This is a genomic window from Promicromonospora kroppenstedtii (assembly GCF_044389675.1).
GTDB lineage: Bacteria > Actinomycetota > Actinomycetes > Actinomycetales > Cellulomonadaceae > Promicromonospora > Promicromonospora kroppenstedtii.
In genome coordinates this window covers 64,542-80,162 of sequence record NZ_JBIRYI010000003.1, presented here as the reverse complement: position 1 = coordinate 80,162, position 15,621 = coordinate 64,542, and the positions used below count along the sequence as shown (strand labels likewise).

Genomic DNA, 15,621 nt, shown 5'->3' with positions numbered 1-15,621 from the left:
CCTGGTCACAGGTCACGCACCCGGATGTTGCGGAACTCCATGGCGTCCGCGTCGCTGTGGTTCTGCAGGCCGATGTAGCCGCGCAGGAACTGGCGCAGGTCGGTCGGCGGGTCGCCGGCGCGCGAGGACTCCTTGCCGGGCGAGTTCTCGAACTCGTTGATGACCTCGCCGTTGCGGATGATCGTGTACTGCTGACCGACCACCTGGATCTCGTAGTCGTTCCACTCGCCCTTCGGGGTGACCCCGGCGTTCTCCAGGGTGTTGGGGTCGAAGTTGTAGACCGACCCCGTCTTCTGGACCTCGCCGGTGGGACCGTCGTAGAGCTGGATCTCGTGGCCGCAGTAGATCGCCACCCAGGCCTCGTCGGCGGTGCCCTGCCCGCACTCGGGCCGCTCGTCCCGCGGGACGCGCGGGTCCGGGAACCGGGTGAAGACACCGCTGTTGGCGAACCTGCCCTCCGGCGCGGAGTCCTTGAACTGGAGCTTCAGCGAGAAGTCGCCGAGCTCCGTCCCCGGGTGCCAGAGCATGCCGAGCCCGCCGGTGGCCAGGATCGACCCGTCGTCCAGCAGGTCGAACTTGCCGCCCGGGGCCTGTCGCCAGTCCGCGAGCTGCTCGGCCGTGCCGTCGAACAGCCACCGGTACCCGGTGCTGCCCTCGGCGCCGATCCCGGACGACTGCGCCGCGCTGATCAGCTTCTTGCGCTCGGCGACCGTGATGACCTTGTCGGCCCGGAGCTGGTCGGCGACGGCCGTGACGTGGTTGACGAACCGGCCGTTCGTGTCCCACTCCCGCTCGTCCTCGATCAGGTCGTTGATCGTGCAGCCGCCCAGGTCGTCGTTGGTGACGCCGCTGTCCTTGTCTCCCAGGAACACGGTGGCCCGGTCGTCCGGGATCGTGCAGGTGGTCCGGGCCGGAACCTCGACCGTCGACGTCTCGCCGTCGGCGTAGGTCACCGTCAGCGTCGCGTCGTAGCTGCCCACGCGGGCGTAGGTGTGCCGCGGGTTGGCCTCGGTGGAGGTGTGGCCGTCCCCGAAGTCCCAGGCGTACGAGACGCCGCCCGAGCGGTCACCCGTGAAGGCGACGGTCAGCGGGGAGCTCTGCACGCTCGCGCCGGACGCCGCCGGGACCGGGGTCGGGGCCCCGCCCTTGTAGCTGATCCGGACGAGCTTCTGGTTGGGGTGCAGGGAGAAGAACCCGCCCGCGTAGTCCAGCAGGTACAGGGCGCCGTCCGGGCCGAACTTGGCGTCCATCCAGCTCTGCACCTGCTCGTTGCCCGCGCCGCCCTGGATGATCTTGCGCAGGTCCTCGGCGAAGACCGGGGGACCGGCCTCCTCGACCGTGTCCGGGTTCACCGTGACGGCGATCCGGTTGCTGGCGTTGGACTGGTCGCCGATGAACCACTTGTTGTCCCAGTACGCGGGCCACGCGACGCCGCTGTCGGTGTCGACGTCGGACCGGTGGTAGGTGGGACCGTCCATCACGGCCTGACCGCCACCACGCAGGTACGGCAGCGTGTACGTGGCCTCCTCGTCCACGTACGACGGGATGCCGTTCTCACCCTCGGGGAAGACCGGGCCGCCACCGCTGGGGGAGTACCAGATCATGTTGTCCCGCACGGGCGGGAGGTCCACCAGGCCGGTGTTGCGCGGCGAGGTGTTCTTCGGGTTGTCGCAGTCGTACCAGCCCGTCAGCACCGTGGCGTCCTCGTTGCTGCGGTCGCGGTACGGCTGCCCGTTGCCCATGCAGTACGGCCAGCCCTGGTTGCCCGCCGAGGTGATGATGGTCGCGGTCTCGTACTTGGCCGGCCCGAGCTCCGGGTTCGGCATGCCCGCGTCCGGACCCACCCAGGCCGCCGTCAGCCAGTCGTTCTTCTTGTCGTAGGCCAGGCGCGAGATGTTGCGCACGCCCATCACGTAGATCTCCGGGCGCGTCTTGTCGCCCGGGTCGTCCGCCTCGGGGAACAGGTTGCCCTCGGGGATCGTGAACGTGCCGTCGTCCTCCGGGTGGATCCGCAGGATCTTGCCGTTCAGGTCGTTCGTGTTACCGGCCGTGCGGCGCGCGTCCTGGAACGACAGGCCCGCGTACTCCTGCGTCCAGTTGTTGCCGGAGTAGCCGTCCGAGCCGCCCGACGAGTTGCTGTCGCCGGACCCGATGTACAGGTTGCCGTCGTTGTCGAAGTCCATGCCACCACCCGCGTGGCAGCAGCTGTGGATCTGCGTGTCCCACTCCAGCAGGTCCTTGCGCGTGGACTGGTCGATGGTGTCGGCCGCGGCGTCATAGGTGAAGCGCGAGACCGTCCGCTGGCCCACGCGCCGCTCGACGTCGATCGACTCGTGCGGCATCCAGTAGACGTAGATCCACTGGTTCTCCTCGAAGTCGGGGTCCAGCGTGATGCCGAGCAGCCCCTCCTCGTTCTTGACCAGCTCGCTGCCGCTGCCACGGTTACCCATGACGTCCAGCGTGGTCAGCAGGTTGGTCTCGCCCGCCTCGGGGTCCCACCGGTGGATCGTGCCGCAGCCCAGGCCCACGTTCGGGTCGTCCCAGGAGACGACCGGCCCGGAGGGGCACGCGCCCTTGCCGATGTAGAAGACGCCGCCGTCGGGCGCGACCGTCAGGCCGTGCGGCTCGCCGATCTGGTCGAGCGTGCCGGCGGCGTTCGCCCCGGTCAGGCGCTCGGCCTCGTAGTTCGCCGCGATGGTCGCCTGGCAGTCGCCGCGCACCATGCCGGTCGACCACAGCAGGCCGCCCAGCAGGTGGTCGCGGAAACCCTCCTCGGCGTAGCTCGCCGCCGTGCCGCCCATGCCCGTGTAGAACGAGCGGCCGCCGTCGTAGTCACGGCACCACGAGATCGGGTGGAACGGGCCGTTGGCCGCCTCGCCCGGGTCGTAGTCCCACTCCTGCACCTGCGCGATCGTGTGCACCTCGCCGATCGGGTTCGGCGACCAGTTCAGCCACCGGTCCTCACGGGTCCAGTTCAGCGGCAGCCCGTCGTTGGCCGGGTGCGCGCGGTCGACGACGTTCACCGTCGCCTCCTGCACGGGGACCTCGGGGTCGGGCTCCTCCTCGCCCGAGGTGTCGAAGAGCTGGATCTCGGCGAGCTGGGTGAGGTCGTCACCCGCGTTCGCCGTGATGTCCAGGCGGTAGTGCTGGTAGGCCACGTCGTTGTCGAGGTCGTAGTCGTTCGTGGCGAAGCGGTCCGGGAAGTCCTGGTCCGTCTGCGTGTCCAGGTCGGTCCAGGTCTCGCCGTCCGTGGAACCCTGCAGCGTCCAGTCGGCCGGGTCGCGGCCCTCGGAGTCGTTGGCCGAGGTCAGCGCGTACCGGGCGGCCGCGAGCGGCTCGGCGAGCTCCAGCTCGATCCACGCCGTCGGCTCGAACGCCAGCCACTTCGTGCGCGAGTCGCCGTCGATCAGCTTCGAGGCCACCTCGTTCGGCGGGTTCTCGGCGCTCGCGGTGGCGCTCTGCACCGGCAGCGGGTCCGGCAGGTTGCCGGCGGGACGCGTGCCGATCAGGCCGGTGAACCACTGCGAGCGGGCCTGGGCCCGCGCGGCGTCGCGGATGCCGAGGAACCCGCCGCCGCCCTGCACGTAGGCCTTGAGCGCGTCCTCCTGCGCGGTGCTCAGCTCGACGCCCTCGGCGGACAGGAAGACCACGCCGCGGTACTCCGCGAGGGTCTCGGCGCTGAACACCGCCGGGTCGGTCGCCGTGTGCACGGCGAAGCCGTTCTCGGCGCCGAGCTCACGGATGGTCCTGCTGGCCAGGGTGACCGGGTCGGCCTGGTCGGCGGCCGCGCCGTGGAAGACGAGCACGGTCGGCTCGCCCGCCGCCGTGGCCTTGGTGTCCGTGGTCTTCGTGTTCGTGGCCGGCGAGGTCTTGGCCGTGGTCAGGGCCGTGGGCGCGGACGCCGCGGCGGTGCTCCGCTGGGCCGCCGCGGGGGTCGCCGCCATCGTGGCGACGAGGGCGGCGCCGGCCACCGCGGCGATGAGGCCTCTTCGTGTTCGTTGCATCACTGCTCCTTTGCGCGTGAACGGGGAGTCGTGCGGTCAGTGGTGCCCGGCATGGCTCGCCGCGCCCGTCTCGGTGTCGGTGGTGGCGGAACCGCTCGTCTTCTCGCTCGTGGTGCCGCTCGTCGTGTGGCCGCCGTGCTCGTGGAACCGGTCGATGGCGTCCTGGGCGCCGGCCGGCATGCTGCCGTCGGCGTTGCGCACCAGGAAGATCCCGGCCATGCCGCCGTCCGAGTGGAACTGGACGTGGCAGTGGTACATCCAGGCCCCCGCGCCCACGCCCTCGCCCGCGATGACCTGGAAGCCGAACGAGGAGCCAGGGTTGAGGTCGCGGGTGTCGATCACCCGGGAGGGGTCGTCGGGGCCGGTCAGCCAGCCGGTGCGGTTGTCCGCCCAGCGGTGCGCGTGCACGTGGAACGTGTGGAGCTGGTCCCCGTGCCCGATCGCGATGAACTCGACCTTCTCGCCCTTGTTCGCCTCCAGCATCGGGGTGTCGGGGGCGACCCTGTTGTTGATGGTCATGTCGTTGAACACGACGGTGTGCTGGCGGTCGGGCAACGGGTCGCCCTCGCGCCGCACCACGAGGGCGCCGTACAGGCCCGCGCGCAGCCCGGCGGTGCCGTGCTCGCCGCCCATCGCGTGGTCGTGGTAGTGCCAGTAGCCGGCGGAGCCGGCCATCCAGGTGCCGTCGGCGCGCTGCTTCGGCTTGTGGCTCTTCCAGACGTAGGTGCGGGTCTCGCCGGGCTCGTTGAACGAGTCGTTGAACGGGCTGCCGTCCGAGTCGGTCGCGTAGTCCACGCCGTGCGGGTGGATCGACAGGCGCTTGTCGGTGTTGTTCACCAGCTCGACCTGAAGGGTGTCGCCCTCCCACATCTCGAGCACGGGGCCCGGGATGGTGGCCTTGCCGGGGGTGAGCCCGTAGCCGTACTGGCCCCCGGGCAGGGCCTCCGCGTACACGGTGATGTGCCGGGTGGACGCGAGCGGCCGGACCGACGACGACACGGCCACCGCCGTGTCGGATCCGAGCGCCAGCGCCGCCGTCGGCGCCATGAGCCCGGCGAGGGTTCCGGTCAGGATCGAGCGACGGGACACGCCGCCGGGCAGGGGAGTGGCGTCAGTGCTGTTCTCGGGCATGAGTCTCCGTTCGACACCATCGGGCAGGCGGAAGTGCCCGTCCCGACGAGACTGAAGTGCAGGAGGGATCTGGCTCAGGCGTGCGACGCGGGCGGCGGCGACGCCGAGAGTGACAGCGGTGTCAGAGAGGTGGACCTCATCGTCGTTCCCTCCATGGGTGCGTCACGTGGTCGTCGGCGACGACGGCCACGCCCCCGGGGCAGGACGTACTCCACCGGGTGACTTTTCGAACATAGGAGGACTTATGGCGAGTGTCAAGCAAAAGTTGGACAAACAGCGACAGGCTTCGTCTATGTGACCAAGCAAAGATCCCGGTGGGTCACGCGGTTCCGGGCATTCACGCGGTCCCGAGCAGCAGCCAGACCGCCGTCGCGAGCAGGACGGCGCCCGTGAGCAGGCCGGTCAGCGGGTGGGCGAGGGCCACGGTCGGGCGGTGCCCGCGCGGGCTGGTGACCAGCCGTAGCAGCCCGCCGAGCGGCCAGGCCACGGCGGCGGCCACCAGCCCGGTGGCGGCGCCGAGGTACAGGTGCGGTACGTCCAGGGTGTTCGCGATCACCGCCACCTGGATCGCGGTGGAGACCGAGACGACGGTCGGGATCAGGTGCAGGCGGGACTTGCCGGTGGTGACGCTCGCCTTGTCGGCGTCCTTGGCCGCGGCCTTCGCCTTGCGGTACCTGCTCGCGATCGCGCCGGTGGCGAGCCGGGTCACCGCGCCGTGCACCAGCAGCGCGGCGACGTAGATGCTCACCACGCCGCCGGTCACCGACGTGCCGTCGGGCCAGGTGCGGATCGTGGTCAGCGCGCCGAGCGCACCGACTGCCACACCGAGGACCACGCCCCCGATCGGGAGGAACCGGGACCAGGGTCCGGAGTGCCGCACGGTCCAGGCGAACCACAGGATCCCCAGGACGCTGACCGCGGTGGCCGCCAGTGCTCCGTCGCTCGTGTGCTCCATCGTCTTCCTCCCGTCCGAAAAAAGTACAAATCGGACGGCAGAGTACGGTGTTCTCCCAGGTCAGGGAAGGTTTCTGGTATCCATCTCGTGATGTCGGCAGGAGTTCACGCCGAGTTCACCGCGCCGGTGCGGCGAGGTGGTCCAGAATCCTGGACCGCACCGCGCGGTCGCCCAGGATCTTGTTGTGCCCCAGACCGGTCGTGGTGAACAGCTCGCTCGAGTCCGCATGGGCCTCGTGGAGCTGGACCGACAGGTGGTGGGGGTTCACGCGGTCCCCGTCGTCGTGCAGCCAGAGGGTCGGCACGGCCGCCGGGACGGTGCGCCCCAGCAGGTCGAACCGCTCGTAGACGTCCGCGTGGTCGGGCAGCCCGTACCGCTGGACGGCCGTCGCGAAGGCGTCGCGGAGCGCCCAGGGGAGCCCGGACCCGCGGACGAAGCCGTCGGTCGTGACGCGGACCGACGTGAGGCCGGAGATCGCGGTGAACCGCTCGGCCGCGACACCCTCGTGCAGCGCGATGCCCGCGCCGAGCACCCCGAGCGAGTGCCCCACGACCGCGGCCCACGGGGCGTCCTCGGCGTCGGACAGCCGGCGGATGATCGCCAGGTCGTCGAGCCCGGTGCGTCGCTGCCCGCCGGAGGCGCCGTGGGCGGGCGCGTCGTAGGCGACGACCCGGAGCCCGGCGCCGACCAGGTCCTCGATGACCCGCCCGAACGCCGACGCGCGGGACTGCCAGCCGTGGACCAGCAGGACGCCGGGCGCGGCCGGGTCTCCCCAGGAGTAGGTGGCGACCGTGACGGTGCCGTCGACGCCGGGGCGCCCGTCCCGGCCGCGCCGGAACGTGGAGCGGTGCTCGAGGGGGGTGCGCCGCGCCGCGTCGTGGACGGCCTGGTCGGCAGGCCGGACCGGGGTCCGTGCGCCGACGTGCCAGTAGGTGGCAGCGCCGAGCGCCAGGGCGGCGGGCGGCGCGACGCGGCCGAGGGTGCTGAACAAGGTGCGCACGGCGCGCGGGGGCTGGGGCACGGGGACCTCCGGGGTGTGGTGATCAATCTGTACGATCGTTCGCACACTATCTGATGAACGAACGGTCGTACACTTGGTTTCGTGACCGAGCTGACCGAGCCGACCGACCTGCGCCGCCTCCGCGGTGACCGCACGCGCCGTGCCGTGCTGGACCACGCGGTGCAGGAGGCGTCCGTACGCGGCCTGGACGCGCTGTCGTTCGGCACGCTGGCCGAGGCCGTCCCGGTGAACAAGAGCGGGATCGCCGGCCTGTTCGGATCCAAGGAGAAGCTGCAGCTCGCCGCCGTGGAACGGGCCGTCGAGATCTACACCGAGCACGTGATCGTCCCCGCGCGGTCGGCCGGGCGAGGGCTGCCGCGACTCTGGGCGCTGGTGCTGGCCTGGACCGAGTACTCGCGGTCCCGCGTGTTCCAGGGCGGCTGCTTCTTCCGCACCGTCGAGGTCGAGTTCGACATGCGCGACGGCGCCGTGCACGACGCCGTCGTCGCGGCCCAGCGGTCCTGGGAGTCGTACCTGGTGCACCAGGCGCGGCTCGCGCTCGAGCAGGGCGAGCTCGCTCCCGGCACCGATCCCGAGCAGGTCACCTTCGAGATCAACGCCCTGCTGAACGCCGCGAACGACCGGTCCCTGCTGCTGCGCGACGATGCGGTCTACCGGCGGGCACTGGAGGCCGCGCGGTCCCTGCTGGGGGCTCGTGGCGCGGATCTCGCCGCCCTGCGGTAAAACGGGCAATTGTTTCAAGCCGGTATACATGTGCTCGTTACCCTCTGTTCATGGCGATGTGGCACGAAGTTCCGGGCGGCACTCCCCAACCACCTGCGGCCGTCGCGCTCGCCACGACCAGGTGGGGCACCGGCCCGGGCCGGGTGCTGCTGCTGCACGGCATCGTGTCCGCCGGGGCCACCTGGTGGCGCCTCGCCGAGACGCTCGCCGACGACGGCTACGAGGTCGTGGCCCCCGACCTGCGCGGGCACGGGACCAGCCCGCGCGCCGACTCCTACCTGCTGGCCGACCACGTGGCCGACGTGCGAGCCCTCGGCAGCGGCTGGGACCTCGTGGTCGGGCACAGCCTCGGCGGCCTGCTCGGCGCACTGGCCGTCGACGCCGACCGCCGGTTCACCCGCCGCCTGGTGCTGCTCGACCCCGCGCTCGACGTCGAGGAGGAGCGGTTCGAGGCCGTGGCCAAGGCCGAGATCCGTGACGCCACCCACCCGCCGTCGGCCCGGACGGTGCAGGGCGCGCACACGGCCTGGGACCGTCGGGACGCGGCGGCGGTCGCCGCGGCCGCCAAGGCCGCTGACGCCGCCGCCGTGGCGCACACCCTGCGTGACAACGCGCCCTGGCGGCACTCCGCCGTCGTCACGCGGCTGACCGTGCCCACTCTCGTGCTGGGCGCCGACCCTGACCGGGGCGCGCTGTTCCACCCCCGCACCGGCGTCGAGCTGATGATCCGCAACCCGAGCGTGCGGGCGCGCGTCGTGGTGGGCGCCGGGCACGCGGTGCACCGGGAGCGGCCCTCGGCGGTGGCGACGGCGGTGCGGTCGTTCCTCTGGTGAACGCCGCCCGCTGACGTCCGCCGGCCGGTTTCCGGCGGCGTCGCCGTGCGGGGTTAAGGTCGGGCGGTGAGCTCCTCCGCATCCGCACGCAAGCAGCTGATCGCCCTCGCCGAGCGAGGCTTCGAGGGGCCGTGGCCCCACGCGCGCGGCGAGTTCACCGGCGGCGCGCGCCCCGCGTCCGTGCTCGTGCTGTTCGGCGTGCTCGACGGGCTCGCCGCCGAGCGCGGTGACCACGACCTGGCCGTGCCCGCCGACCTCGACGTGCTGCTCCTCGCGCGCGCCGCCACGCTGCGCAGCCACGCCGGGCAGGTCGCCTTCCCGGGCGGTCGCGCCGAGGACGGCGAGGACGCCGTCGCGGCCGCCCTGCGCGAGGCCGTCGAGGAGACCGGCCTGGACGCCGCCGGCGTCGAGGTGCTCGGTGCGTTCGGCGAGCTGCCCATGCCCGTCAGCAACCACGTGGTCACGCCCGTGCTCGGCTGGTGGGCCCGGCCCACGCCCGTGCGCGTGGTCGACGTCGCCGAGTCCGCGCACGTCTTCCGTGCCCCTGTCGCCGACCTGCTGGACCCGGCCAACCGGTTCACCACCGTCCTGCGCCGCGGCAACCAGACGTGGCGCGGCCCCGGGTTCCACGTGCACGACGGCGACCTCACGCACCTCGTGTGGGGGTTCACCGCCGGGATCCTGGACGCGATGTTCGACCAGCTCGGCTGGACCGAGCACTGGGACCGGGACCGAGAGCTGGGGATCGCGTGAGCCGCAGGCTCACGCGAGAGGACGGCACGAGCTGATGGAGGATCGATGACGGACGTATCGACGACAGAGGTGACCCGGGACGCCATCCGTGCGGCGGAGGCGCTGATCCGGCCGCACGTGCGGCACACGCCCGTGCTGGAGGTCGACCTGGCCGACTTCGGCCGGCCGGCGCAGCCCGTGGCGCTCAAGCTCGAGTGCCTCCAGCACTCCGGCTCGTTCAAGGCCCGCGGCGCGTTCACCAGCCTGCTGACCCGCGACGTGCCCGACGCCGGCGTGGTCGCCGCCTCGGGCGGCAACCACGGGGCCGCCGTCGCATACGCCGCGGCCCGGCTCGGCGTACCCGCCACGATCTTCGTGCCGAGCGTGACCACCCCCGCCAAGGCCGAGCGCATCCGCGGGTACGGCGCCAAGCTTGTCGTGGGCGGCGACCGGTACGCCGACGCGCTGGCCGCCAGCGAGGAGTTCGTCGCCGGTACCGGCGCCATGACCGTGCACGCCTACGACCAGCCTGCCACGCTGACCGGTCAGGGCACCCTCGGCCTGGAGATCGGCCAGGACCTGCCCGACCTCGACACCCTGCTGGTCGCCGTGGGCGGCGGCGGGCTGATCGGCGGCATCGCCGCCTGGTTCCGGGGCGACGTGCGCGTCGTGGCCGTCGAGCCCGAGGGCGCGCCCACCCTGCACCGGGCGCTCGCGGCGGGCGAGCCCGTCGATGCGCCCACCGAGGGGATCGCCGCCGACTCGCTCGCGCCCAAGCAGGTGGGGCGGCTCATGTTCCCGCTGGCCCAGCGGTTCGTGGAGCGGTCGGTGCTGGTCACCGACGACGCCATCGCCTCCGCACAGCGCTCCCTGTGGGACGCCGCCCGCGTGGTGGCCGAGCCCGGCGGCGCGACGGCGCTCGCGGCGCTGCTGTCCGGGGCCTACGTGCCCGAGCCCGGTGAGCGGGTCGCGGTGCTCGTGTGCGGAGCGAACACCTCGGCCGTGCAGCTCTGAGGCGGTTCCGTGCGGCCGCCGGGCTGCGCCGTCAGTCGTCGGCCTCCGCGGCGTCGTCCTCGTCGTCCTCCTGCTCGTCGTCGTCGGGCCCGGCGACCAGGAGGTCGATGTGCACCCCGAGCAGGGTGCCGTCGGCGGCGTGCGTCGTGACCACGGGGTAGAACCCGTCGCCCCAGCCCGAGTGGCTGAGCACCACGTTCTCGCCGGCGGTGGCCAGCGGCATGGCGATGTTCGCGCTGCCCTCACGGTAGTGGTCGGGGCTGTCCATCAGCTCGAACCACGACGTGGGCTCGCCCGAGTCGAACAGCAGGTCGTACCAGTCGGTCGAGTCGTCCTCCGGCGGCATGCACCGCACGATCGCGTCGGCGTCCGCGAACCCGACCGTGCCGGCGTCCACGCCGACCCCGTAGTGCTCGCCGTCGTCCGCCGGCTCGGCGCCCTCCGGGGTGACGCCCCGCACCTCGGCGACCGGTGCGTCGTCGGACAGCACGAGCGAGAGGTACGCCTCCCGCAGGTGGCTCCCGTCGCGCTCCTCGGACACGTCGGCGACCGTGACGAACGCGGGGTAGGTGCCCGGCTCGACACGGACGACCAGCCCCTCGCCGAGCGTGACGTACGGGTCCGACGCCTCGATGCGGCCGGAGGGGACGTGGAGCAGGCCGAGGTCGTGCACCTTCTGCGGGTACGGGGTGCCCTCGGGCGTCCCGTCGATCAGGGCGAAGAAGGGGAGGTCGTAGGTCATGGCAGGAACCTAGCGGCAGCCACCGACACTCCCGCCCGGCCCCTCAGGCGAAGAGCTGCTCCACGGCGTGCTCCCCGACACGCACCATGATCGGGTGGGTGTCCGGGTAGGCGAAGCAGATGGACGTGAACAGCACCGCCCAGCCCTGGGCGCGGCGCCAGATCCCGGCGTCCCAGCCGCGCCCGTCGCGCGCCTCGGCGTCGATCACCGCACGGAACCGCTCCCGACCCGCCGCGTCGAAGGTGAGCCACGCCATGCCGAGGTCCGACGCCGGATCGCCGCTGGTCACGTCGCCGAAGTCGATGACGGCCGACAACCGGTCGCCGTCGGCCACGAGGTTGGCCGGGTGCGGGTCGCCGTGCAGCCAGACCGGCGCGTCGTCGTACACCGGGGCGGCGACGGCCTCGGCCCAGAGCTCCCGGGCGCGCGCGTGGTACCGCTCCGGCAGCAGGGGGATCCGTTCCTCCAGGCTCGCGGACCGCTCGGCCACCGGGACCCCGCGGAACGTGTTCTCGGGCGCGTCGGCCGGTGCGGGCCGGTGCAGCGCCACGAGCACGCGCGCCAGGTGCTCGGCCCAGGGCGTGCGGCGCGCCGCCGGGACGGTCGCGGCCGCGACGCCGTCGGCCCAGCGCACCACGCCCCACGGCCACGGGTAGCCGAGGGCCGCGCTGGGCTCCCCGGTGCGGACCGGGGCGGGCACGGCGACGGGCAGCCGGGGTGCGAGCAGGGGCAGCACCCGGTGCTCGTTGCGCATGAGCCGCGCGCCGATCTCGCGGCGCGGCAGGCGCAGGGCGAGGTCGTCGCCGAGCCGCAGCATGACGTTGTCCCAGCCGTTCGCGACCAGCCGCAGCGGGCGGTCGGCGAGGTCGGGGTGCTGCTCGGCCAGGAGGGACCGGGCGAGGTCGATGGTGACGTCGAGGTCGGCGGCGACCACGGGGGCTCCTTGTCTCCGTGTGCTGGTTCCGGGCCACGCGCTGGGCTCGTGACCGGATGGAGAGCCAAGGCTAATGGTCGCCGGTGCGGCCGCGGTGACTGTGGCGTCCGGATCCCGCCAGTAGTCGGCCGGGATTGTTCCTAGGGTCGCTGTCGTGACCACCGAGCTCGCGGACAACTCCACCAGCGCCACCGACCTTCGTGCCCCGGTCGTGCTCTTCATGGCGATCGCGGCCGCGCTGGGGACGGCGGCGATCTACCCGCTGCAGCCTGCGATCGCCGATGTGGCCGGCTCGCTCGGGTCGTCGACAGCGGCGGTCGGCCTGGCGCTGGCCTGCGGACCGGCCGGCTATCTGATCGGTCTCGGCCTGCTCGTGCCGCTGGTCGACCGGTACCCGCCGCGGTACGTGCTGGCCGCGCAATTCGTCGCACTGGCCGCCTCGATCGGCGCGACCGCGGCCGTCCCGAACGCTTGGCTGCTGGGCCTGTGCGTCCTGTTGAGCGGGCTGTGCTCCTCGGTCGGCGCCGGCCTGAGCTCGGTCGCCGGGCGGCTGTCCAGCGCCCGGCGCCGCGCGACCGTGCTCGGCACGGTGACCGCCGGGATCTCGGCCGGGATCCTGGCCGGCCGCATCCTCGGTGGCTGGTTGGCCGACACGGTCGGCTGGCGCGGGATGCTCCTCACCTTCGGCGCCGCCTGTCTGGTGGTCGCGGGCGGCGCACTGCTCCTCCTGCCCGGGGTTAGCGGAGGCGCACGGAGCGGATACCTGGCAACCCTTCGCTCGATGCCGGGCCTGTTCCGGCGGTTCACGACCCTCCGGCTGGCCGCCGCACGAGGGGCGACCTGGTTCTTCGCCTTCTGCGCGATCTGGGCGGCCATCGCGGTCGCGTTGTCCGGGCCGCCGTACCACTACTCGGCCGAGCGGATCGGCCTGTATGCCCTCGCCGGACTCGCCGGGATCCTCGCGACCCGGATCGCCGGGGCGCAGACCGACCGGCTCGGGGCCCGCCCGGTGATCCTGGCGGGGCTGGCGCTGGCCGGCATCGCGGCAACGGTCATGGGCTTAGTCCTGGGAGAGCCTGGTCCGATGCTCGTCTGCCTGGCACTGTTCGACGGCGGGCTGTTCGCCGCCCAGGTCGCCAACCAGAGCACCGTGCTGGCGATCGACCCACGAGCACCCGCGCGTTTCAACAGTGCTTACATGATCGTCTACTTCGTCGGCGGGAGCCTGGGCACCGCCTTCGGCGCCGCGGCGGTCAGCTGGATCGGCTGGACGGGCACCACCGTGGTCGCAGCGGCCGCGATCGCGCTCGGCGCGGCGGTCACGCTCGCGTCGAAGCCCGTGCGGTGACCCACGCGCGGCCGTCGGCGTGTTGGTGCTTGCCAACGAGGGAGCTAGGTGGCCGGGAACGTTCCGTGATTCCTTTGCGTTGACCCCAGGCCAACAAGAAGGAGACCCGGTGCAGCCACGCCAGACCGAGCAGTCCGCCGAGCAGCAGCACGTCGACGCCCTGTACGCCCGGCTCGACGGCGAGGCCCGCCGCGTCCGGGCCGACCTCGGCGACGCCGTCCGCGCCTCGTCGACCGACCCGGCCGAGGCCTACACACGCGAGGTCCGCGTCGCGATGCTACGCCGCCGGGAGCGCACCCTGGACGCTGCCGAGCACCACCTCTGCTTCGGCCGGATCGACGACGCCGAGGGCCGCACGCTGCACATCGGCCGCACCGGGCTGAGCGACGGCGACGACCAGCTCCTCGTGGACTGGCGCGCCGAGGCCGCCCGCCCGTTCTACGCCGCCACGGCCGTGCACCCGATGGGCCTGCGCCGCCGCCGGCACCTGGCCCTGGACGGCCGCCGGGTCTCCCGCGTGAGCGACGAGATCCTGGACGGCACCGAGCCCGGGCCGCACGACGTCGTCGGCGACGGGCCGCTCCTGGAGGCCATCAGCGCGCGGCGCACCGGCCGCATGCGCGACGTCGTGGCGACGCTCCAGGCCGAGCAGGACGCGATCATCCGCTCGGCGCACCGCGGCCTCACCGTGGTGGAGGGCGGCCCCGGCACCGGCAAGACCGTGGTCGCGCTGCACCGGGCCGCGTACGTCCTGGCGGGCTTCGACGAGGCGCGGGCCGACGGCGTGCTCGTGCTCGGCCCCGGCACGCGGTTCCTCGACTACATCGCCGAGGTGCTCCCGTCCCTCGGCGAGAACGATGTCGCCCTGAGCACCGTCGACCGCCTGGTCGCCGACGCTCTGGGACTGCCCGAGGCACCCGCGGCCGGCCACGCGCTGCGCCGGGCCGCCGGCGACCCGCGGCTGGCCGACGCGCTGGCCGAGGTCGTGCGCGGGTACCAGGCGCCGTCCGGCACCCTGACGGTGCTGGTCGACGGCGACCCCGTCACCCTCGACGAGCACGCGCTCGCCGAGGCGCGCGAGACGGCCGGCGGCGCCGGGCTGCCGCACAACCAGGCCCGGGCCATCTTCAAGGACCTCGTGGTGGACGTCGTGGCCGACGAGGTCCAGGCCCGCGCCCGCGTGTTCCTCGCGAAGCTTGACGAGGACATCGAGGTGCTCACCGGCGGCGTGGACGTCGACAAGGCCGCGGCGGGCGACCTGGCCCGGCTCGGCTTCGCCCCCGACGACGGCGGAAGGTTCGGCCACGCCGCCGCCGTGGCCGAGCTGGACCCGGGCGCGCTCGCCGCGGAGCTCGGAGAGGACGTCGCCCTGGAGCGCGCCGTCGAGGAGGCGTGGCCCTACCTCGTGGCCCAGGACGTGGTGCTGGACCTGCTGGACACCCACCCGGAGCTGGCGGTGCCCGACGCCGACACCCCGGCCTGGACCGCAGCCCACCTGCCCCTGCTCGACGAGGCCGAGCACCTGCTGAACGGCCCGCCCGCGCGGATCTACGGGCACGTGGTGGTCGACGAGGCGCAGGAGCTGACACCGATGCAGTGGCGCTCCGTGCTGCGCCGCTGCCCCGGGCGCTCGATGACCGTCGTGGGCGACCTGGCGCAGGCCGGCCCAGCGACCGGCGCCCGCACCTGGGCCGACGCGCTGGGCGCCGACCTGGCCCGGCGCGCCGACGTGCGCACCCTTACCGTCTGCTACCGCACCACCGCGGAGGTCCTCGCCGAGGCGGCGCCCCTGCTCGCGCGGATCGCCCCCGACCAGGCGCCGACGCGCGCGGTGCGGCACGGCGACGCGCCCCGCCAGGTCGCGGTCGCCGCGCCGGGCGATCTCGTCGCCGCCGTGGCCCAGGAGGCGGGGGCGCTCGCGGCCGCGGAGCCCGACGAGCTGGTCGCCGTCGTCGCGGCCGACGCGCGCGTCGGTGAGCTCGCCGCCGCGCTGGCCGCGACCGACGTCCGCGTGGTGCCCGTCTCCCAGGTGCGCGGCCTGGAGTTCGACGCCGTCGTGGTGGCCGACCCGGACGGGATCACTGCCGCGCGCCCGGGCGGGGAGCGCGACCTCTACGTCGCGCTGACCCGCCCGACGCGCCGGCTGGTCGTGGTCGGCTGAGCCGGGGGCCGAACCGCGGGCTC

The 15,621-nt window shown here is 73.2% G+C and carries 12 protein-coding genes; 6 read left to right on the top strand and 6 right to left on the bottom strand.

The window, feature by feature from the left end:
- Positions 1 to 5: 5 nt before the first annotated feature.
- The 4 genes from ACH47X_RS06080 to ACH47X_RS06065 all read right to left on the bottom strand — a co-directional run bounded on the left by ACH47X_RS06080 (position 6) and on the right by ACH47X_RS06065 (position 7,111).
- Entirely contained in the window at positions 6 to 4,004 is a 3,999-nt protein-coding gene (locus ACH47X_RS06080; RefSeq protein ID WP_397402387.1) for a ThuA domain-containing protein, read from the bottom strand.
- A 36-nt stretch (positions 4,005 to 4,040) separates the two neighbouring features.
- Positions 4,041 to 5,135 carry a multicopper oxidase domain-containing protein gene (locus ACH47X_RS06075; protein WP_397402385.1) on the bottom strand — a complete coding sequence of 365 codons (1,095 nt, stop codon included), beginning with the start codon at positions 5,133 to 5,135 and terminating at the stop codon, positions 4,041 to 4,043.
- Between the two features lie 337 nt (positions 5,136 to 5,472).
- The gene (locus ACH47X_RS06070) at positions 5,473 to 6,090 is read right to left on the bottom strand and encodes a hypothetical protein (RefSeq protein WP_397402383.1); all 618 of its coding nucleotides are present in this window, start codon (positions 6,088 to 6,090) and stop codon (positions 5,473 to 5,475) included.
- A 115-nt stretch (positions 6,091 to 6,205) separates the two neighbouring features.
- Positions 6,206 to 7,111, bottom strand: a complete 906-nt coding sequence (locus tag ACH47X_RS06065; RefSeq protein ID WP_397402381.1) for an alpha/beta fold hydrolase — start codon at positions 7,109 to 7,111, stop codon at positions 6,206 to 6,208.
- Positions 7,112 to 7,192: 81 nt separating this feature from the next.
- Between ACH47X_RS06065 and ACH47X_RS06060 the strand changes: the two genes are divergently transcribed.
- The 4 genes from ACH47X_RS06060 (at position 7,193) to ACH47X_RS06045 (ending at position 10,413) form a co-directional block, all read left to right on the top strand.
- Positions 7,193 to 7,834: a TetR/AcrR family transcriptional regulator gene (locus ACH47X_RS06060; protein ID WP_397402379.1), complete on the top strand. Its 642-nt coding sequence runs from the start codon at positions 7,193 to 7,195 to the stop codon at positions 7,832 to 7,834.
- A 50-nt stretch (positions 7,835 to 7,884) separates the two neighbouring features.
- Positions 7,885 to 8,667 carry an alpha/beta fold hydrolase gene (locus tag ACH47X_RS06055; protein ID WP_397402377.1) on the top strand — a complete coding sequence of 261 codons (783 nt, stop codon included), beginning with the start codon at positions 7,885 to 7,887 and terminating at the stop codon, positions 8,665 to 8,667.
- 66 nt (positions 8,668 to 8,733) lie between these two features.
- Entirely contained in the window at positions 8,734 to 9,420 is a 687-nt protein-coding gene (locus ACH47X_RS06050) for an NUDIX hydrolase (RefSeq protein ID WP_397402375.1), read from the top strand.
- A 45-nt stretch (positions 9,421 to 9,465) separates the two neighbouring features.
- Positions 9,466 to 10,413 carry a threonine/serine dehydratase gene (locus tag ACH47X_RS06045; protein ID WP_397402373.1) on the top strand — a complete coding sequence of 316 codons (948 nt, stop codon included), beginning with the start codon at positions 9,466 to 9,468 and terminating at the stop codon, positions 10,411 to 10,413.
- Positions 10,414 to 10,444: 31 nt separating this feature from the next.
- Here ACH47X_RS06045 and ACH47X_RS06040 read toward each other — a convergent pair whose 3' ends face one another.
- A complete protein-coding gene (locus ACH47X_RS06040; protein ID WP_397402371.1) occupies positions 10,445 to 11,155 on the bottom strand; it encodes a DUF4241 domain-containing protein in 711 nt (236 codons plus the stop codon).
- A 43-nt stretch (positions 11,156 to 11,198) separates the two neighbouring features.
- Complete coding sequence (locus ACH47X_RS06035) at positions 11,199 to 12,089, bottom strand: aminoglycoside phosphotransferase family protein (RefSeq protein WP_397402369.1); 891 nt, start codon at positions 12,087 to 12,089, stop codon at positions 11,199 to 11,201.
- 154 nt (positions 12,090 to 12,243) lie between these two features.
- Here ACH47X_RS06035 and ACH47X_RS06030 point away from each other — a divergent pair, with 154 nt between their 5' ends.
- A complete protein-coding gene (locus ACH47X_RS06030) occupies positions 12,244 to 13,437 on the top strand; it encodes an MFS transporter (protein ID WP_397402367.1) in 1,194 nt (397 codons plus the stop codon).
- A gap of 109 nt (positions 13,438 to 13,546) precedes the next feature.
- Entirely contained in the window at positions 13,547 to 15,598 is a 2,052-nt protein-coding gene (locus ACH47X_RS06025) for a HelD family protein (RefSeq protein ID WP_397402365.1), read from the top strand.
- Positions 15,599 to 15,621: the final 23 nt, after the last annotated feature.

Bases quoted from the DNA above. Each gene is read 5' to 3' on its own strand.
- ACH47X_RS06075 (WP_397402385.1), bottom strand. From the start codon at position 5,135: ATGCCCGAGAACAGCACTGACGCCACTCCCCTGCCCGGCGGCGTGTCC.
- ACH47X_RS06045 (WP_397402373.1), top strand. From the start codon at position 9,466: ATGACGGACGTATCGACGACAGAGGTGACCCGGGACGCCATCCGTGCG.
- ACH47X_RS06080 (WP_397402387.1), bottom strand. From the start codon at position 4,004: ATGCAACGAACACGAAGAGGCCTCATCGCCGCGGTGGCCGGCGCCGCC.
- ACH47X_RS06070 (WP_397402383.1), bottom strand. From the start codon at position 6,090: ATGGAGCACACGAGCGACGGAGCACTGGCGGCCACCGCGGTCAGCGTC.
- ACH47X_RS06055 (WP_397402377.1), top strand. From the start codon at position 7,885: ATGGCGATGTGGCACGAAGTTCCGGGCGGCACTCCCCAACCACCTGCG.
- ACH47X_RS06040 (WP_397402371.1), bottom strand. From the start codon at position 11,155: ATGACCTACGACCTCCCCTTCTTCGCCCTGATCGACGGGACGCCCGAG.